The sequence below is a fragment of the Exiguobacterium antarcticum DSM 14480 genome (genome assembly GCF_000685865.1).
GTDB classification, from domain to species: domain Bacteria; phylum Bacillota; class Bacilli; order Exiguobacteriales; family Exiguobacteriaceae; genus Exiguobacterium_A; species Exiguobacterium_A antarcticum.
Genome location: NZ_JMKS01000003.1, coordinates 991,684 through 1,010,241, shown reverse-complemented (window position 1 = coordinate 1,010,241; position 18,558 = coordinate 991,684). Strand labels below are relative to the sequence as shown.

The window sequence follows — 18,558 nt, the reverse complement described above, 5'->3', positions numbered from 1 at the left end:
GGCTGACTCGAAAGTAAAGACGTCTCTCGATTAAAATGAATGAAGGGAGGTGGATTTCCGGTGTTTGATCCGGAAATCCACCTCCCTTTTCTTTCGTGAACAATAAGAATTTGCATAGAAACGGCCGATGACCCCGTGAAAAGATGGGATCATCGGCCATTTGATTGATGGAGGACGGAAACGTTCATCCGCGGTTTACCTTCCGCCCATGGAAAGCGAGGATGTCGAAACCGTCCGTCACAAGGATTGATTTTGGCCTGACTTATGAGTCAGTCCCTTTGTCGTCTGCATTATTCTTCGTACGTCAGGATCGTCGAGATGACAGCAATCGGAAAGCGGATCGTAAAGGTAGATCCGACACCGACCGTCGATTCGACGTCAATCGTTCCGTTGTGATGTTTGACGATTTCTTTACAGATTGATAAACCAAGTCCGGTCCCACCGATTTTGCGGGTTTCCGAATTGTCGACACGATAAAACTTATCAAACAGTTTCGACATCGCTTCTTGTGGAATACCGATTCCGTGGTCACGAATCGTGATTTCTGCGAATCCATCCTGATTTTGGATCTGGATCGCGATATCCCCACCGTCCGGTGAGTACTTGATCGCGTTGCTCAGCAGGTTGTTCAGCAACTGTTTGATTTTTTCGGAATCGGCATCGATCATGATCGGACCTTCTGCCTCGAACGTCAACTGATGGGTCGTATGTGACGCATCATGGAAATCAATCAGTTCGCTGGCGAGCTGGACGAGATCGAACGTCGCCATTTGGTAACGTTGTTCGCTTGATTCCATCCGCTGAACGTCAAGGAAATCATTGACGAGAGTCGTCAGGCGTCCGGTTTCCGAGTGGATCGTCGTTAAATATTTGCGTTGTTTCATCGCATCGATTTCACGGTTCAGCATCAGTTCCGTAAAGCCATAGATGGAAGATAACGGTGTCCGGAGTTCATGGGAGACCGTCGAGACGAACTCTTCTTTCATCCGGTCCGCTTCCGTCTCTTTTGTGACATCACGCAAGACGAGCATCGTGCCGACCCAAACCTGATTGATTTGAATTTTTTCGGCATAGATTTGAATGTAGGCATTATGAGAGCGAATCGAGACGACAAGACTTTCGCTCGGCAGGTTTTGTTCGACGATCTGTTCGATGTACTGTTCGAACGGTTCCGGCTCATCGATGATCGACGACAAGGCCGACATCGCTTGACGGAACGACGACAAGTTGCTTTCGTCCTGGTACTCCGTCTGGACTTCCGGGAACAGTTTCATCAACGGTTCGTTGACGAGCAGCTCGTCGGATTCATGTTCGATATAGACGACGGCCTCGCGAATCGAGTTCAGCAGTTGGCCCGTCTTGTTTTTCTCGTGCATCATTTTTTCGTAAATCCCCATCCGCATCAAGGAAAGCGACAACTGATGCGAGAACGAGAGGATATCGCCCATTTGTTCCGGTGTGAAGGCATCGCGGTAACGGACGAGATAAACGCAGGCGATGATTTTTTCTTCGTTCGGATCAAGAATCGGAACAGCGACTTCATACATATAATATGGATACGGCAAGGGACTGTCGTGTGCGACTTGTTTCGACGAGTGGACCGGTCGTTTCAAGACACGCGCCCGGTGGAACAGCGACTGGTCGTCTTTGACCAGTTGACCGACCATCTCTTTTGTCATCCCGTATTCGATCGTCGAGCGGACATCATGCTGGTCAAGGAACAATAAGGCACCGATTTCCGAGTGGGTGATCGAGACGAGCTTCTCGATGATTTCCGGGTAAGCGGTCAGTGTCTCGCGGGAGGCGAGGGTTTCCGTCAACTCGTTTCGGTACTTCAAGTGCTGTTCGCTTCGTAACGTGATTTCAAGGGCTTCTTCAAGTTCTTCCTGCTGCGCCTGCAGTTCTTCCTGCTGGGCGACGAGTTCTTCTTGTTGTGCTTGTAATTCTTCATTTTTCGCGAGCAGATGGACCTTGTTATCGGCGATGGACGCTGCCATCTGATTAAACGAAGTGGTTAAGGTATACAGTTCATCCTGACGTTTTGGTAACGGGATGGCGGCAATGTCCTCACCGCCCGCGAGTGAGGCACTGTCACGTGATAATGTATTGACCTGCTTCGTCACCCGGCTGATGAACGGGCGGACGAGTAGGAGCAGGATGATGACGAGGACGACCAGGTTCGATAACCAGATGATCTGGGCGACACGCATCTCATCTAACAGACTGGTCTTCGCTTCGACTTCCTTTCCTTGGATCAAGGTCAGGTAGTTCGCGAGCAGCGTATCGATTCCCGCCGCATCGGCATCGGTCGTCAATTGACTGTTCGTCCCTTTTAAGGTGCCGTTTTGATTAAACAAATCGTCACCGTTCGATAAGGAAGCAAGTGTTTTAGGGTCGAGGAACGCTTCGTCGATGGCTCCCTGTTTTTTACCTGCGACATATTCCGTCAGGAGCGGTAGAGCAGTCCCAAAATAATCGTCATAGAGGGTCCGTGTTGCGGCGGCATATTCTTTTCCTTGGGTATAGATGGCATTGTCTTCGAACCACGTCGTTAAGCGATCGATTTCACGCTGATTGCTTTTGATTGTATCGAGCATTTCCGGTGTTCCGAACAGCACATACGATTTTACGTTGCTCTGCACAAGTGTCCATTCGTTGGCTAATGCGTTAGCATTTGTCCGGCGTTCCCGTAGATCGTCGAACGTCGCATTCGTTTGATCGATCTTGCGTTCGGTGTAGTTATAGACGATGGCTGATGTCAGGCTGAGTGCGATGAAAACCATATAAAAAGCGAACATCAATTGTCGACCAATTTTTTGATTAATCCATTTCACGTATTTATCCTCCGTATGTGGTTTTGTTAGGTTCAAAAAATTAATCCAGTATTTTAATAGTACTTATTAGAAGCGTCTCCATCAAACTTTAACACTTAAAGATGCAAAAAAGATATTCTAATTACTAGTTTTTGTGCAGAAGATCAAAAAGGGTGAGCAATCGAAGGGAATCAGCACTCATAGTCGCTTAACTATTTTTTGAAAATAAGGATTAGAAGAACCGGGATAAAGGGAAACTAATGAAGGAGACGCCATTATTTTAATCATAAGGAAGTGACAAGATGCAAAAAATGTTTGAGAACAAATGGTACCGTGGTGCCTGGTGGATCATGACGCTATTGATCATCGTCTGGGTCGGCAATCATGTGACGTTTTTATTCCGACCGTTAGCGATTTTATTGCAGATGGTCGTGCCCCCACTGGCGATTGCCGGTATTCTCTACTATGTTCTGCTCCCGATCGTCGAACTGCTCGAGAAGAAGATGAAGCGGCGACCAGCCGTGATTGTCGTCTTGCTCGGATTGATCAGTATCTTGACGACGCTTGGATTCATCTTTGGTCCGATGTTATCGGATCAGATTACGGAATTCGTCAACTCGATTCCGACGCTTGCGTCACAGTTCCAGCGTCAGCTTACCGATGTCCGGGACCAATTACAAAACAGTGCCTTTTTCTCACGTTTCTTAGGGGGACAGGACGATCTGTTTAATAAGTTTTCCGGAAACATTTCCGAATACGCTTCGTCGTTCCTGAAAAACATCGGAACCGGTGTCGGCGGATTCGTCAGTGTCATCACGACGACGGTCGTCACGATCATCATCATCCCGATCATGTTGATCTATATGTTGCTCGATGGGGATAAGTTAAAAGGGAACCTCGTCAAGATGATGCCTTACGAATACCATAAAGAAACGAAAAAAATCCTCAGTGACGTCCACTTGACGATCATGAGTTACATCCGTGGACAAGTCATCGTCAGTATCGGTGTCGGGATCATCGCCTACATCGGTTATCTGATCATTGGGATTGATTACGCACTGTTGCTTGCCCTGTTTGCGACGATGACGAACATTATCCCGTTCCTCGGACCGGTCATCGGAGTCGTACCGGCACTCATCGTCGGGTTCATCCAGGATCCGATTCTCGCGGTGTATGCGGTCGTCGTCATGACCGTCGCCCAGCAGATCGACTCACACATCATGTCACCGCTCGTCCAAGGGAAGACGCTGGATGTTCATCCGCTCACGATCATCATCGTCTTACTGGTTGCCGGTAACATCGCCGGTTTCTTTGGTGTCCTGCTCGGTGTACCGTTCTACGCCGTCATGAAAGTCATCATCTTGAATATCCGCCGTCTGTATCATCTGCGTTCACAGAAGAAGATGGTCGTCGCGGAAGACGAGAAGTCGTTTAGCACGATCGTAACGACAAAAGACTGACTTTGAATTTTTGGGTCAGTTCGGTCATACTGAAAAGGTAGTGTATCGTGTCACGAAAGGGGTATGCGCCAGATGGATCAACGTCATGTAGAAGAACAGGCCGATTTATTAGCACTCCAAAAGTTTCAACACAATTTCGAGAATAGTCTCAAGTCGAGTGTCATCTATGTGTTACGGGATGAAGCCTTGACGATCGGGGAGATTGAACAGCGTCTCGATCAATCCCACGGTCAGATTCTTGAGCAACTGCAGGAACTGATTGAAGATGGACTTGTCCTTCAACAGATGTCAGAAAAGGTCCAAGGCTTAGCGTATTCCTTGACGGGACCGGCGGAAGAACTCGTTCGCCAGTTCAAGGAATCGATTTCCTGGAGTAAACAGCACATCACGTACTGATTGAATTTACCCTTGAGCAGATGCTCGAGGGTATTTTTTTGTTAATGCAATTGTGAAAAAATGTATAATTATTAGATTTTAAAAGACATACTAATACTAAAGGAAAGATCTAGACGTCAAAGTAGGGGAGATGGAGCTGTAATGAAAACCATCCTGTTGTATGTCCTGATACCAGTCTTGTTCATCCTGTTGATTGTCAAATGGGTTATTCCGGCGATTAGCTGGGAGGAAGAACAACGACCTAGCGAGCAGAAACCTGCGCAAACGATTCTACAGTGGGAAGAAAAACAGCTCAAACAGTTTGATCTGGAAAATCGATTAGGTGTCCGTTACACACTGGGTGGACTGGAAATCGAGACGTTGGAAATCGAACGACGTGAGACAGTCCGAACGACACCGCTGTTGCGTGTCGCCATCTCGAAAGAAAAAACAGTCCGAATTGGCGCAGCTTCCGACTGTTTACTGGCACTGACGGTGACGATTAAAAATCAATCGAATGATCCGATTGAGCTGTCAGAAAAAATCGGAGAGTACGAAACAGGTGGAAAAACGGTCCCGGTCATGCATGAGCAACATCCCCTCGCTGGTTCTTATCGTGCTGGAGAAGAACGAACGGGAATCATGTTTATCCCGACAAATCAGAAGCAAGTGACGGCCGGACATCTTGATTTGCGCTACAAAACGATGTCGGGCGAAAAACAATTACGGATTTCGCTTCATCAACCAAAAAACTGAGCGAATCATGCAGACATCTGCACGATTCGCTCAGTTTGATTATTTTTGAACGGCACTGAAGGCTTCTTCTGATTCAATCCCGGCTTTGTTGACGGCCGTGATGATGAATCGTCCTGTAGCGTCTTTTGGTAACGGGAAGGCTTTACGTTCGATGGATTCTGTCGCACCTAACTTTTTCCGTTTCCCGTCCTGTTCCTGATACACGTTGTATTGTACGACTTCTTCATCCTTAGATGCATACCAGTTGACGAAACCGCCGGATACTCGGACGTTCGTCGCCGGTTTCGGCGGTGTTTTGACGGGATCTGAAGCCTTTTCGTCCAGTTCCGTGAAGACGACGAGACGATTGTCGTATGTGCCTTCGTTCTCATCGTAAACACCAATGCAAGTAATCAAGTTCAAGTTACGTTGATCGGACGCTCCGAAGATTTTTTCGAGTGGCGCGTCGAGGTGTCCGTATTCGACGAGTTTTTTGACACGGAAAACAAGTGTCCGTCCAGACTCATCCTTGATTTTGATCGTGTCGCCTTTTTTGAGATCGTCGAGACGGTTAAAGACGGCAGGTCCGGTCTTCGTGTCGGTATGCCCATCAATGACGGCGTTGCCGACGTCACCGGGACGAGGTCCGAACTTGTACCAACCGACTTGTTGTTCATTTTTCGGAGTTCCCATGGCGCCTTCTTTATCCAAACCAACCTGCTCGACGTTCGTTTTGACGTCGATTTTATCGATGGTTAATGTTTTTGGAAGTTCGACTTCATTGGTCGAAAGACTTTTGAATTCTTTTTTGAAGATTTCTGATGGTTTGAGTGGGTCTTCCTTTGTCTCGGAAGATGCCGCAGATTCTGTTTTTGCATCGCCTTGTGTGATAGTTGTTTTCGTTTCATCTGTGTTCCCGAACAATATAAAAATTAACGTACCGATTGAAACGAGCATCAAGAGGATGCTGACCGGTAATAACCATTTTTTCAAGACACGTCACTCCTTTCCGAGACAAAGTCTCTTACGCAGAAAAAGGATAGTGCCGAGGCGCTATCCTTTTTAGTATACCCAATTTCTTATGCGTTTTGACGTTTGCGAGCAAGTACGATTCCAGCTGCTCCGAGAGCAAGACCGAAGAGTGCGATCGCGCCAGTCGTTGCTGCTGTATTGTTGTCACTCATACCGCCGTTACCTGTGTTCGGCATTGAGCCTGGTGTACCGTCCATGAACTTCTCTGGTGATTGTTTGACGATTGCTTCACCGAGGTTCGCACCGACGCCGTACATGTAAGCGTAAGACTCACGGAACGTGTCGACCGATCCTTTGTAATCGCCTTCGGCATATTGCATGAACGTATCTTGGACGTACGTCTCATGACCAGAAACTGCTTCTTGTGCTGCTTTTGTCGGAAGGTTTTCTTGCGTCGCTGCACCGAGGAACGCGCCGAAGTCATTTGAGAACATTTTGAGCATCTCTTGTGCGTCACCCATCAATTTTTTGTCATCGTTGATCGCTGCTGTGACGAGGTTCGCTTGTGCTTCGATGTGGTTTTTCGTCCAGACTTGCTCGAACTGATCGGCACCCGCTTGACCGTAGACCGATTTCATAGCTGCTTTGAAGTCTGCTGTGTGCATGTCTTCAGCCCAGTTTGCAGCATCGTAGTCTTTCGCTTGATCGACGCCAGCTGTCATGCTGATGTTCGCAAGAGCGACGTGCTCCGCTGCGAGACTGTTAAGTGTTGACCGGAGGTCAGCTGCTTTTGTATCGGCTTTCGTGTTGTCGAACTTCTCAGGCATTTGTGTTGTGATCGCGACTGAGAGGGCTTTTGAGATGTCATACATGCGGCTGTAACCTTCACGGAACGTGTTGTACGATCCTTCGTAGTCACCGGCTGCATATTGTTGGAATGTTTTGTAGACGTCTGCTTCATGGGTACGGAGGACTTCTTCCGCTGCTGCCTTCGGCAACTTACCTTCTGTTGCTGTATCTAAGAAACTTGAGAGATCTTGGACGAACTCTTCCGTCTCTGCTTTTGACGCGTTGATGCCGTCTTGGTCGTCTGCTTTGACGGCCTTGACGAGATCTGTCGTGTATTTGTTATGGTCGACGAAGATTTTCTCGAACTGTTTCGCGCCTTCTTCACCGTAGACCGATGCGATCGCAGGTGTCATGTCGAGGGCGTTCTGTTTGAGTGCTGCTTCGTAATATTTAGCATCTTTTGATCCGTCATATTGTTTTTTCATGTCCATGACGGCGAGCACGAAGTGCTCAGAAAGTAACTGATCAAGTGTTGCACGCAGGTCAGCGGCTTTCGTGTTGACCGTGACGTTTTTCGCGTTGTCCTCATGCATCATCTTGTCATCTGACGAACCGCCGGAAGCGAATGCTGCCGTTCCTGGTAATACGAGTGCTGCTGCCATGGCTGTTGCTGCGAATTTTTTAGTATGTTTCATCTTGATATCATCCTCTCAAATTTGGGTGCATCTAACATGTATTTGGTAGTTGTTGTCTGTATCGTTCTGAACAGCATACGCGCCCGGATTTTATTTGGATTGAAAAATCGATAAAGTTTTTTTGAAAAAGGGTTCGAATCCACTTTGCTTCCTTATATAGAAATTGTGAAACTTTTTTTACAAGTTCATCGTTTGTGCATGTTACACTTGAAAAAAGAACCGATTTGTAGCTAAACTGCAACTGTTTAATACCAGGTACTAATATGCTATACTGTTCTTTAGACTGAACCAATGAAAGGTGATCAAGATGGTACAAAATCAAGCAGGAACGGACCAGCCGACCCGTGAACGTCTGAAACGTAATCAACAGATAAAGAACGAGCAACAACAAGAGCAGGAACCAAAGCAGCGTAAAAAAATACGCGAGTATTCCTCACGCCGCGTTCCGATCATTGCGCGTTTGTTGATCATTCTTCTTCTTGTCGTCCTTGCGTTAGTCATCGGTGCGATGGTTGGATATGCGACACTTGGTGGTGGCGAAGCGATGGATGTCCTCAAGCTCGACACATGGACCCGCATCACCGATTTTTGGACGAAATCTTAAACTAACCAGTGATTGGAGCTGTGTGATATGTATACGATTGAACAAATCAAGGAAGTGATTCCGCACCGTTATCCGTTTTTACTCGTCGACCGGATTTTAGAAGTCGAAGAAGGAAAACGGGCCGTCGGCATCAAAAATGTCACGGCAAACGAAGAATTCTTCAATGGTCATTTCCCGGATTACAATGTCATGCCGGGTGTCTTGATCGTCGAAGCCTTGGCACAAGTCGGTGCCTTTGCTGTCCTCAAGATGGAGCAGAATCAAGGCAAACTGGCTTTTTTTGCCGGAATTGAGAATTGTCGTTTCAAGCGTCAAGTCGTCCCCGGCGATCAGCTCAAACTGGAAGTCGAACTGACGAAACTGCGTGGACCAATTGGTAAAGGGCGTGCTACAGCAACAGTCGATGGGGAAGTCGCCTGTACTGCTGAACTGACTTTCGCGATTAAGTGAACATGTGATGAAGCGCTGGCTGATTCCATTGGCGATTTCGTTGCTTGTCATTCCTGGTTGTCAGCGTGCGGACAAGGTGGAGACCGCTTCCCCGACGGTCATCATCGATCCTGTCAAACGCGCCGGACAAACAGAAAACATCTCAGCTCAGATCTCGACGACGGAAAACGATCGGATGCGCCTGACGATCCGGACGGCAAACGATATCCGACTCGACGACCAACAAGTCGACATTCGTCTGGATGTCGCCAATCAGTCGATTCCGTTCCCATTTGTTTCATTCGAAGCGAAAAAAATGGGTGAAGTCAGAACCTATACGTCGGATACGACGATTGAAGAGCAAGTCTTTGATGAAAACCGTTTACCGGTACTCATCATTGATGCAGGTGCAGGACGTGGGATTGAAATCCCGCTCGAAGTCGTTCGCTGAACCAAAAGAAGCATACGATAGCCATGTGTTCCCCGGTTATCGTATGCTTCTTTTTTTGTCTGAACGGATTGAAATCTTGTTATTTTTTTAAAATATACTGGTTTATTTTGCCTGCTTTGTTTAAAATTTAGGTAGCACATATTTAAGGAATGGAGCGAAAACAAACATCATGCGAAAAATCGGAATGTACATACTCGCTTGTTTGCTCGTCTTTGGTGTCATCACACCTGCACAGGCAGAGACGGCATCAACATGGGACGTCAAAGGAACGGGGACGAATCCGTATACACTGACCTTTACAGGAGAAGGTGTCGTCAATCTCGAGTCGGAAACGGAACTTGTCTTCGCGGACGGTCTGACAGGACAAGCGATTGATATGACGAAAACACCAACGGTCACGTTCACGGCAGAGACGGCACCAATCGTCAAAATCATCTCGGAGGATCAAACAAAAACGGTCTTGATTGAGTTTGGCCGTGAAGTCAAAGAAGAACCGACTCTAGAGGAACCGGTGACGGCAGAACCACCTGCAGAAGAGCCGATCAAGGAAGATCCTCCTGCAGAGGAGCCCGTCAAAGAGGAGCCCGTCAAAGAAGAACCAGTGAAGGAAGAACCGAAGCCGGAGACGGAGCAACCGGTCGCAACGACAGGGACGATCAACGGAATCATCTGGTACGATGAGAACGAGGACGGCATCCGTCAGGAAAAAGAGACACGGATCAATGACGTGCCGGTCTATCTCTTGAACAAAGAATACGACGTGGTCGAAGAAGTCTATACGAAAGACGGTTTGTATACGTTTACGGATATCAAGCCAGGCACGTATTACGTCGAAGTGTATGGCATGGATATCGGCTACTACTACACGTCCCCTAAGCATCAAGGGACGGATCCAACGATTGATTCCGACCTGGATGATGAAGACCTGGCACGCGTCAAACTCAAAGCAGGTGACATCGTTCAGATCGATGCCGGTCTGTACGGTCAAGATGAGGAAGAAATGGACTTTGCGAATCTCTTGCTTGTCACGAACTTCTTAGACGCGAATGAAGACAAGATTCCGGGTTATTCGGAGCAGACGATTCCTGCGACGTACACAGTGACGGATGCCATCACCGGAAAAGACGTCTATACGGAGAAAATCGGAAAAGACGATGCTTTGATGATCGAGATGACACCAGGAACGTATACGATTAAAACGGAAGTGGCGGCCGGGTACACGGTCGAAGCGATGCACCATGTGTCACTGGACGATTTGATGGATTCACTTGACTTGGGATTGACGAAGGCAAATGTGAAAGCATTAGCCGTCGGGATGGCCGGTGAAGAGGAAGAAGAATTCCCGGAATACGATGAATTCCTCAAACTGTTTAAACGCAAAGCAACGACGGATTCGGTCACACTAACGGAAGATACGATGGGATATTTCCTCGTCGCAGAAATCGCCAAGGCGAAACCAATCGTCGAACCGAAACCAAAACCGACCCAAACGTCCGTCAAGACGGTCGCAGCACCGGAGACGAGTGTGGCCGATCAAAAAGCAACGAACACGACGTCAAACGAACGTCTCCCGCAAGCGGGGGAAGATGAACCATTCCCATATGCAGCAACAGGAGCAGGTCTTGCAGTCGTTGGACTGTGGTTGTTGTTACGACGTGCTGGATAAGACAAAAGCCCTCTGGACCGTAATGGTTCGGAGGGATTTTTGATGTGTGTATCGATTGACACACACGCACACACGTGTGTATAGTAAAGGTATCAAATGAATCGGAAAGAGGGATAACGATGTTAACGACAAAACAGATCAGTGAATTGTTACGCGTATCAGAAGAGACGGTCCGCCGTTGGATCCGTACGGGAGAGTTGCACGCCGAGCAGGATGGTAAAGGCTATTTGGTCGACGAATTAGCACTCAAACGTCTGGTCGATGAGAAGTCACAAATTCCGGGCAACGCGATGAACAAGGTCCTGCCGATCATCAACGACCTGTTTGGCCCGGAAGCGGCGAAGTTTGCCAAGTCGAACCTGTTTGACCCGCTCCGTCAATCGATGGATCAATCGGCACCGCCACGTCCGGAAGCTTCACCGGAATCGGTCGCAGAAGAACTGAGCCAGCTGAAACGGAAAAAACGTCGCCTCGAACTCGAACACGAACTGAAGCTGCTTGAAATCGAAGAGAAGATTGCTGTCCTCGAACAAAAAGCATCACGCCTCTGATTCAAAATAGTGGAACGATTCCGGTCAACTAACCGGGGTCGTTTTTTTGTAGGTTGAAACCCTGGTATAAGCAAACGAGTACGGCTTAAGGACGCGGCTGTGCGACAATAAAAATATGATAAGTAGAGGAGATAAAGAGATGTTCAAACGTGATATCAAGAACCACTGGCAAGTGACCTATCAACAAAATGGGTATCCCCATGTGCAGCAAGGCTGGGTCCTGTCACCGGACCGGAAAGATGAGTTTGATCCGTTCATCCTGATGGCGGAAGATTGGTTCAAACGCGGGACGTTTTCCGATCATCCCCACCGAGGTTTTCAGACGATTACCTATGTCATCGATGGCCGGCTCGAACATATCGATAATCATGGCGGACATTCGATTTTAGACGCCGGAGACGTCCAGTACATGAATGCCGGTTGGGCGGCGCGGCATGCGGAAGAAGCGGTCGACGACGACTTGATCCATACGCTCCAACTCTGGCTCAATCTGCCGAAACGTTTGAAGGAGACGACGACGTCGTATCAAAACGTCCTGCTGGAAGAGGCACCGGTCGTTGCGTTCGACGGGGGACAGGTCAGGGTTTATGCCGGGGAGATTGCCGGCGTGACGGGACCACTCGACAGCTTGGTTCCAATTACGATGAGTGAGGTTTCATTGGCTCCGGGAGCAACGTATCGTCATGTCTTACCGGCGAACCATAATGCTTTTTTGTATGTCTTAGCGGGAGAACTCGAAGTCGGATCAAGCCAGACGCGACTCGCGAAGACGATGGCCGCGACATTGACGTTTGACGAACAGGCAGAAAATAGTGAACTCGAATTGACCGCTGTCAGCCGGACAAAAGTGCTGATTTACTCCGGTCAACCGATCCGGGAAGAGACGATTGCCTACGGCCCGTTCGTTATGAACACGGAAGACGAGATTCGTCAGGCGTACCGGGATTACCATGACGGGAAATTTGGACCACCAGCCGTCTTATGACAAAAAAAGACCAGTCCCGCATGCGGCACTAGTCTTGTTTGATTGATGTGCGGACACCGCTCGACCTCAAGGAGAGGTAGAATCGGTCGTCCGTTTTTTTTTACGACGCCAATACCAGTAGCCAAGTCCAAGTGTAATCGGGATGGCAGCCAGGTAAGGATTGGCTTCTAGATAACTGATGATCTCAAACAGCGCGAACCATCCACTGAGTAACCCGAGGATGAGTAAGATCGTCCGAATCGCTTCAGGAAGCTTGCGGATACGATATGCGAAGAGACATACGAGGCAAAAGATGATAATCGCCACGAGCATTCCTCCCATTCCCGTATCCAGTATAGCGTATTCGAAAAGCTTTTTCGATGCACAAATCGCTTTCGCTCCCGTATAGTGAAGACAGGGAAACTGACGAAGGACGTGATGAGATGCAAGTAACAGTAATTGGAACAGGGTACGTGGGTCTTGTGACCGCGATTGGACTAGCCGATGCGAAACATGATGTGGTTTGTGTCGATTTAAATAAAGAACGGATGGAGCAACTGTCGAACGGGGTGGCTCCGATCACCGAAGAAGGAATCGAAGGGGCGTTACAACAAAATCAAAGTCGTCTGACCTTCACGACGGAGTATCCGGTGTCTGACCTGTACCTGGTAGCCGTCGGGACACCGGAACGGGCTGATGGGAGTTGTGATTTATCGGCAGTCGAAGCGGTGGTTAAGTTAATCCATTCGATTCAGCCGCATGCTGCTGTCGTCATGAAGTCGACGATACCACCGGGAACGACGGAGAAGTTACAGATGGCCTATCCATCGTTACGTTTTGCGATGGTTCCAGAGTTCTTACGAGAAGGTACAGCGATTCGCGACATGCGAAACCCGCATCGTGTCATCATCGGGACACACGATCAACAGTTAGCAAGTGATTTGACGGAGTTATTCAAGACCAATGCGCCGATCGTGCATGTCGATCCGACGACGGCCGAGCTGACGAAATATGCGGCAAATAGTTTTTTGGCCGTCAAAATCAGTTTCATCAATGAGATTGCGCGACTTGCAGATATCGTCGGAGCAGACGTCGAGGACGTAGCGCATGGGATTGGTCTCGATCCACGAATTGGTCCTGCCTTTTTAAAAGCGGGTGCTGGTTATGGAGGCTCTTGTTTTCCGAAGGACATCGCGGCGTTGACGACACTGGCGCAACAGCACGGTGAGCATCTGCATGTGATTGAAGCAGCAGACCGGACGAATGAGGCGCAACTGGAATACGTTTTACAAAAAATCGCTCCTAAACGAGGGCTTCGTGTCGCGTTACTGGGTCTTGCCTTTAAGCCGGGAACGGATGACTTACGTGATGCTCCGGCGTTACGTTTAGCGGAGCGTCTGACTAAAATGGGCGTCATCGTTACAGGATACGACCCGGCAGCCAAGACGTTGCTTGATCAAAAAGACACGATTGAAGAAGCGGTTACAGGTGCTGAGATTGCAGTCATCATGACCGAGTGGGATGAAATTAAGCATGTCACTCCACGACGACTTACGGATAACATGAAAACAGCACGTCTGATTGACGGTCGAAACTGTTGGGCATTCGTCGAAGAACCGGGGAACGTCCAATATGAAGGAATCGGTCGTCCGAACAAAACATTTTCGAACAATCCAACCTCTTGAACTGTCAAATAGGATGAGTCCACCGTGGATTCATCCTATTTTTTATACAGAAAAGGAGACGGACGTATGAAAATCGATTACTTTACTGTCATGCCAAGCGGTCCAAAAGGCGCACTTGAAACGCATTGCCTGACGAACGGAAACTGGTACCAACGGATTAGTGAAGAGTGGGAACGGGCGATTCATTACGGGGCGGGAGTGATCCGGATTAAAGACAAGGGAGCTGAATTACGGATTCCGATTGAATTCGGACTCGGCTACGTCTTACAGTACTTACGGCAATTCGTAGCAGCAGAACGACATACGATCGATCACGCAAGACGACAATTGCACCAGCAACTCGAATGGATTGGACGTGGTCTGCCGATCCAGTTGCGTCGTTTGGAAAACATGATCGAACTAACATCTGACGCCGATCATCGGTTTCAACGTGAACCGTTTTTGGAAGCCGTCGAACAAGCCAATCAAAGTGTATCTTGATGTAGAAAACCACCACTTGGGATAAAGTGTGTGGTTTTATTTTATTTCACAAAAATATTGACTTGCATGAAATTCTATATATTTGTAAGCGTTTTCTTAAAAAGGGATGGTTAGATTTTTAATTTCCATATACAACCTGTAAATATATTTTACTAGTTACTACTATTCCCCTATTTTTTACAAAAAACCTATTGTCGTTAGTTTCTGAGTTTTGTATATTTGACCTGTAGCTAAGTGCTTCACTTACTTACAAGTGAGACTTGGTACGAACCTACCACATACGGAATGTCCTTATAAATAAGGCGTTCGACAACATTTTTCTGTTCATCCCAAACTGGATACATAATGGATCACTGACGATCGTCTACTGAGCTAGGCGATGGATCGGCGTGTGAAACAGAACGTATTCCTCCGAAGAAAACAGAACAAATGTTGAATGGTTTAAAGTAAATATTTTCAAATATTTTACTTTAAGTGTAGGTCATCTGGTTGGGATTGTCGCATTTAGTTTTGAAAGATAAGAGGAGGAATTGTAAACATGGCTTACACGAAAAAATCAAACAAATTGTACGCTGCTGCAGCTGCTCTCGCAGTCACTGCATCTGTCGTCGCACCGGTTGCTGCTGACGCGGCTTCAAAGGTCTCTGTTAAATACATCGCACCAATCTTGATGAAACATGCGGGTGGTTCGAAGTATGCCGTCAAGAAATTGATGTTGCCGACAAAGGTCAAAGTCAAGCTGACAAACGGCAAGTACGAAATGCGTTCAGTCAAGTGGAGCGGGTCCGTTAAGTTTGAACAGAAGTACATCAACAAGTACCAAGTGCTTTACGGTACAGTTGCCGGAACTTCGAAAAAAGCAATCCTCAAAGTAGAACTTCAGAACTATCCAGTTGATGTCCTCGAACCAGTCCTCGAACCAGTTGCAGTCGGAGGAAAAATTGTTCTTCCAAGCACGATCAGCATTCGTTACAAATCAGGCATCGTCGTCAAACGCCCGATCAGCAAATTCAATATCAAAACACCGGACACATCAAAAGCCGGTAAATATAAAATTGCTTACTCCTATAAAGGTGCGAACTCTGTCGTGACAGGTTCGATCAACTATGAAGTCAAAGCAGCTGACATCACGAATGTCATGGGAAGCGTCGATGATCAGACACTTTCTGTTAAAGCAGACGTCATGTACGCAGCATCAGGCGCGATGGCTGACCTCTTGATCTACCCGGGTAAAGATATGTCGAAAGCACCGATCGTCGCGAAAGGAACGCTCTCAAACGGGAAATTCATGGCTTCGCAAGCAGGAATCCCTGAAGGCACACACAGCTATGTCGTGAAAGTCGGCGATGTGAAATCACCAGCAATGGACTTCACGATCGCAAACACGATGTTGACGTCTGCAAAATCCATCGGCAACAAAAAAGTCGAAGTGTCGTTCTCACGCGCGGTTGATAGCGTTTCAGTCGACAACTTCAAAATCGCCGGCGGAACAGTTACAGCTGTTAACCTCAGCCCGGACAAAAAATCAGCACTCCTCGACGTGTCTGGTCTTGACTACGACAAAGACTACACAGTGGAAGCGAAAGGTATCTTGATCGGCGGCGTCGCACGTGATCTTGGTTCAATGAGCTTCATGACACAAGGCGTCGAAAACCTCTGGATGCTTGAAGTCTCACCAAAAGCGTCGACAATCGTCGCAAACGGTGCTGACAACACAGAAGTGACGTTCTTGCTCAAGGACAAAGCAACTGGTGAAGTCGATCAGAATGCAGACGACATCGTTCTTAAATTATCGACATCATTCGGAGCGCTCGCGAAAGATCGTGTGACGATCCAAGATGGTAAAGCAACGGTCCTCCTTACTTCAGAGTTCAGCAACACGGATCTCGAAGCGATGATCAGAGCAGAAATCATCGAGACGGCAGCAGGCGATTACAAAAACCTCATCGGTAAAATTTCTGGAGAGACGAAAGTCAAATTCAGCACAATCGCTGTGACTCCGGCTCCGATCGAGATGATCAACGTCCTTGCAGCGGAATCGAATCAAGCCGATCGTGTGACGGTGTTCCTTGATAAAGCCGTTTCGCGTGAACTCTTACTCAAATCATTCGGACTCGATAAAGTCATGCAAGGTCTTCATGAAGAAGATTACTTGGCAAACGACAACATCCAAATCGAGCAGTTTGATGGTATGAAGCGTGTCATCGGGGTCAAAGCGATTCCTTCAAACCCGAAAGCGTTCGAATTGATCTTGGACAAAGAAACACCACTCCAAGACAACGCAGTCGTCAAATTGACAGCGAAAATCACGAGCAGTACGGATACAGAAGTCAAATCAAAAGCTAGCTTCAAATTGACAGATGCTCGTCCGGCAGAAGTAACGTCGGTCAAAGCAGTTGGTCTGAACCAACTCGAGGTCAAGTTCTCTGAAGCTGTCGACTCTGCGAAATTCAAAATCGATGGACAGTACGGTGAGAAGTACTTCACAGTCCTCCATTACGGATTTGACAACAAAACAGGTGTCGATCGCCGCGATACAGTCCGCATCATGTTGGATGACGACTATCCAGGCGTCAAAGAAGGCTACTTCGCTGCAGGTAAACACTCACTTCAAGTCTGGGATACAATGGACTTCGCTGCACTTTCGGATGAAAGTAACATCGGAACGACACAAAACCTCGACTTCACGGTTGCGGCAGATACAGTCAAACCGACTGCCGGTGTCGTCGTTGAGTCACCTGAACAATTCCGTGTGATGTTCAGCAAAAACCTCAAAAAAGCAGACATCGAAGATCTGCTTGGCGATGAAATGAAATTTGAGCGTTACAACTCGAACACGAAGAAATACGAAGATTTCAGTGAGTATGTCGATGTCACTTCTTACGACAAACTGACGGGCGAAGCCGTCATCGAGTTGAAACGTGACTGGACGGACCTCTACGATACGATCAACACGAAAGAAAACTACTACAACGATAAGTTCCGTATCACACTCGAAAAAGGTGCGATCCAGGCCGAAGCGAACGGTGAGAAGAACGACGCGTTAGTACTCGACCTCAACTATGCTGGTTCACCACTCAACACACCAGATCTGAAGAGTGCTGAGATCAACACGATCGACCGCGTGACGATGACGAATGACTTCGTCGTCATGATGAGCGAACCGGTTAAAATCCGTGACTTGGATCAGTACAACACGCCACTCATCAATTCAGACGGTGTCGTCTATCCACCAAAAACAACGGTTGAATTCATCGGTAAAAACAAAGATGGAAAAATCGTTACGATCGATGGTTCAGTCGTCAAGTATACAGATACGACAGACATGAACTTCCAAGTGAAGGCGAACGAAAGTCTCCAACGCCTTGTCGACTTGGAAGGATACGGCGAAGAGTGGAAAGTCGTCGTCAAATCACTTTCTGATGATGTCGGTAACACGGTCGCAACAGCGACACATGACTTCAAACTCATGAAAACACCAGTGAAACCGGTCTTGACACCGTTTGAAATCGTTAAGGTTTCAGCGAACGAAAAAGACGAAAAAGATGTCATCCGCGTCAAGTTCACAGAGGGTGTTCAATACTCTGGTATGTACGATGCGACAAGCACAGCGAACTATGTCCTGAACGGAAAAGCACTTCCGGTCGGAACAAGCATCTCGCTTGCTGACTCGGACAACAACGTATCGAACGGACTGGATATCGTCAAAATCAAAGTCCCGGCTGGTACACTCAAAACGTTGTCGAACGTCATCGTCGTCAACAAAGATCTTCAGTCGTATGACAACTCTGTCTTGACTGGCGGTTATGAAAAAGCAGTTCTTCTTGGATTAAACTAATCCATGCAAACACCTTTCGTCCAGAAATGGATGAAAGGTGTTTTTTTTGTG

Annotated in this window: 16 protein-coding genes; 12 read left to right on the top strand and 4 right to left on the bottom strand. The window is 47.7% G+C overall.

Going from position 1 to position 18,558, the window contains the following annotated elements; translation table 11 throughout:
• Window positions 1-290: 290 nt before the first annotated feature.
• A complete protein-coding gene (locus tag P404_RS0106015) occupies window positions 291-2,834 on the bottom strand; it encodes a HAMP domain-containing sensor histidine kinase (protein ID WP_014971386.1) in 2,544 nt (847 codons plus the stop codon).
• 281 nt (window positions 2,835-3,115) lie between these two features.
• Between P404_RS0106015 and P404_RS0106010 the strand changes: the two genes are divergently transcribed.
• The 3 genes from P404_RS0106010 to P404_RS0106000 all read left to right on the top strand — a co-directional run bounded on the left by P404_RS0106010 (window position 3,116) and on the right by P404_RS0106000 (window position 5,404).
• On the top strand, window positions 3,116-4,273 hold the full coding sequence (locus P404_RS0106010; protein WP_026830265.1) for an AI-2E family transporter: 1,158 nt from the start codon (window positions 3,116-3,118) through the stop codon (window positions 4,271-4,273).
• A 72-nt stretch (window positions 4,274-4,345) separates the two neighbouring features.
• Window positions 4,346-4,669: a winged helix-turn-helix transcriptional regulator gene (locus P404_RS0106005; protein ID WP_014971384.1), complete on the top strand. Its 324-nt coding sequence runs from the start codon at window positions 4,346-4,348 to the stop codon at window positions 4,667-4,669.
• Window positions 4,670-4,810: 141 nt separating this feature from the next.
• Window positions 4,811-5,404, top strand: a complete 594-nt coding sequence (locus P404_RS0106000; RefSeq protein ID WP_026830264.1) for a hypothetical protein — start codon at window positions 4,811-4,813, stop codon at window positions 5,402-5,404.
• Window positions 5,405-5,443: 39 nt separating this feature from the next.
• Here P404_RS0106000 and P404_RS0105995 read toward each other — a convergent pair whose 3' ends face one another.
• Together P404_RS0105995 and P404_RS0105990 are read right to left on the bottom strand one after the other, a co-directional pair.
• On the bottom strand, window positions 5,444-6,376 hold the full coding sequence (locus P404_RS0105995) for a class F sortase (RefSeq protein WP_026830263.1): 933 nt from the start codon (window positions 6,374-6,376) through the stop codon (window positions 5,444-5,446).
• Between the two features lie 86 nt (window positions 6,377-6,462).
• The gene (locus tag P404_RS0105990) at window positions 6,463-7,839 is read right to left on the bottom strand and encodes a hypothetical protein (RefSeq protein ID WP_026830262.1); all 1,377 of its coding nucleotides are present in this window, start codon (window positions 7,837-7,839) and stop codon (window positions 6,463-6,465) included.
• Between the two features lie 307 nt (window positions 7,840-8,146).
• On the opposite strand from P404_RS0105990, the gene P404_RS0105985 reads away from it, so the two are divergent.
• The 6 genes from P404_RS0105985 to P404_RS0105955 all read left to right on the top strand — a co-directional run bounded on the left by P404_RS0105985 (window position 8,147) and on the right by P404_RS0105955 (window position 12,525).
• Window positions 8,147-8,443: a DNA-directed RNA polymerase subunit beta gene (locus tag P404_RS0105985; RefSeq protein ID WP_014971380.1), complete on the top strand. Its 297-nt coding sequence runs from the start codon at window positions 8,147-8,149 to the stop codon at window positions 8,441-8,443.
• Between the two features lie 27 nt (window positions 8,444-8,470).
• On the top strand, window positions 8,471-8,893 hold the full coding sequence (gene fabZ / locus P404_RS0105980; RefSeq protein WP_014971379.1) for a 3-hydroxyacyl-ACP dehydratase FabZ: 423 nt from the start codon (window positions 8,471-8,473) through the stop codon (window positions 8,891-8,893).
• Between the two features lie 7 nt (window positions 8,894-8,900).
• Window positions 8,901-9,323, top strand: a complete 423-nt coding sequence (locus tag P404_RS17390) for a hypothetical protein (protein ID WP_014971378.1) — start codon at window positions 8,901-8,903, stop codon at window positions 9,321-9,323.
• 169 nt (window positions 9,324-9,492) lie between these two features.
• Window positions 9,493-10,989, top strand: coding sequence for an SdrD B-like domain-containing protein (locus P404_RS0105965; RefSeq protein WP_026830261.1), 1,497 nt, complete (start codon window positions 9,493-9,495; stop codon window positions 10,987-10,989).
• A 119-nt stretch (window positions 10,990-11,108) separates the two neighbouring features.
• Window positions 11,109-11,540 (top strand): helix-turn-helix domain-containing protein, encoded by a 432-nt coding sequence (locus tag P404_RS0105960; RefSeq protein ID WP_012371518.1) that lies wholly within the window; start codon window positions 11,109-11,111, stop codon window positions 11,538-11,540.
• 139 nt (window positions 11,541-11,679) lie between these two features.
• The gene (locus P404_RS0105955; protein ID WP_026830260.1) at window positions 11,680-12,525 is read left to right on the top strand and encodes a pirin family protein; all 846 of its coding nucleotides are present in this window, start codon (window positions 11,680-11,682) and stop codon (window positions 12,523-12,525) included.
• 66 nt (window positions 12,526-12,591) lie between these two features.
• Here P404_RS0105955 and P404_RS0105950 read toward each other — a convergent pair whose 3' ends face one another.
• Entirely contained in the window at window positions 12,592-12,837 is a 246-nt protein-coding gene (locus P404_RS0105950; RefSeq protein ID WP_236624340.1) for a hypothetical protein, read from the bottom strand.
• A gap of 110 nt (window positions 12,838-12,947) precedes the next feature.
• Here P404_RS0105950 and P404_RS0105945 point away from each other — a divergent pair, with 110 nt between their 5' ends.
• The 3 genes from P404_RS0105945 (at window position 12,948) to P404_RS0105935 (ending at window position 18,507) form a co-directional block, all read left to right on the top strand.
• Complete coding sequence (locus tag P404_RS0105945) at window positions 12,948-14,189, top strand: UDP-glucose dehydrogenase family protein (RefSeq protein ID WP_026830258.1); 1,242 nt, start codon at window positions 12,948-12,950, stop codon at window positions 14,187-14,189.
• A 66-nt stretch (window positions 14,190-14,255) separates the two neighbouring features.
• Complete coding sequence (locus P404_RS0105940; RefSeq protein WP_014971372.1) at window positions 14,256-14,669, top strand: hypothetical protein; 414 nt, start codon at window positions 14,256-14,258, stop codon at window positions 14,667-14,669.
• Window positions 14,670-15,207: 538 nt separating this feature from the next.
• Window positions 15,208-18,507, top strand: a complete 3,300-nt coding sequence (locus P404_RS0105935; RefSeq protein ID WP_026830257.1) for a hypothetical protein — start codon at window positions 15,208-15,210, stop codon at window positions 18,505-18,507.
• Window positions 18,508-18,558: the final 51 nt, after the last annotated feature.

Coding starts and splice junctions, on each gene's coding strand:
- P404_RS0106000 (WP_026830264.1), top strand. CDS start 4,811: ATGAAAACCATCCTGTTGTATGTCCTGATACCAGTCTTGTTCATCCTG.
- P404_RS0105935 (WP_026830257.1), top strand. CDS start 15,208: ATGGCTTACACGAAAAAATCAAACAAATTGTACGCTGCTGCAGCTGCT.
- P404_RS17390 (WP_014971378.1), top strand. CDS start 8,901: ATGAAGCGCTGGCTGATTCCATTGGCGATTTCGTTGCTTGTCATTCCT.
- P404_RS0106005 (WP_014971384.1), top strand. CDS start 4,346: ATGGATCAACGTCATGTAGAAGAACAGGCCGATTTATTAGCACTCCAA.
- P404_RS0105985 (WP_014971380.1), top strand. CDS start 8,147: ATGGTACAAAATCAAGCAGGAACGGACCAGCCGACCCGTGAACGTCTG.
- P404_RS0105960 (WP_012371518.1), top strand. CDS start 11,109: ATGTTAACGACAAAACAGATCAGTGAATTGTTACGCGTATCAGAAGAG.
- P404_RS0105965 (WP_026830261.1), top strand. CDS start 9,493: ATGCGAAAAATCGGAATGTACATACTCGCTTGTTTGCTCGTCTTTGGT.
- P404_RS0105940 (WP_014971372.1), top strand. CDS start 14,256: ATGAAAATCGATTACTTTACTGTCATGCCAAGCGGTCCAAAAGGCGCA.
- fabZ (WP_014971379.1), top strand. CDS start 8,471: ATGTATACGATTGAACAAATCAAGGAAGTGATTCCGCACCGTTATCCG.
- P404_RS0105955 (WP_026830260.1), top strand. CDS start 11,680: ATGTTCAAACGTGATATCAAGAACCACTGGCAAGTGACCTATCAACAA.
- P404_RS0105990 (WP_026830262.1), bottom strand. CDS start 7,839: ATGAAACATACTAAAAAATTCGCAGCAACAGCCATGGCAGCAGCACTC.
- P404_RS0105945 (WP_026830258.1), top strand. CDS start 12,948: ATGCAAGTAACAGTAATTGGAACAGGGTACGTGGGTCTTGTGACCGCG.
- P404_RS0105950 (WP_236624340.1), bottom strand. CDS start 12,837: ATGCTCGTGGCGATTATCATCTTTTGCCTCGTATGTCTCTTCGCATAT.
- P404_RS0106010 (WP_026830265.1), top strand. CDS start 3,116: ATGCAAAAAATGTTTGAGAACAAATGGTACCGTGGTGCCTGGTGGATC.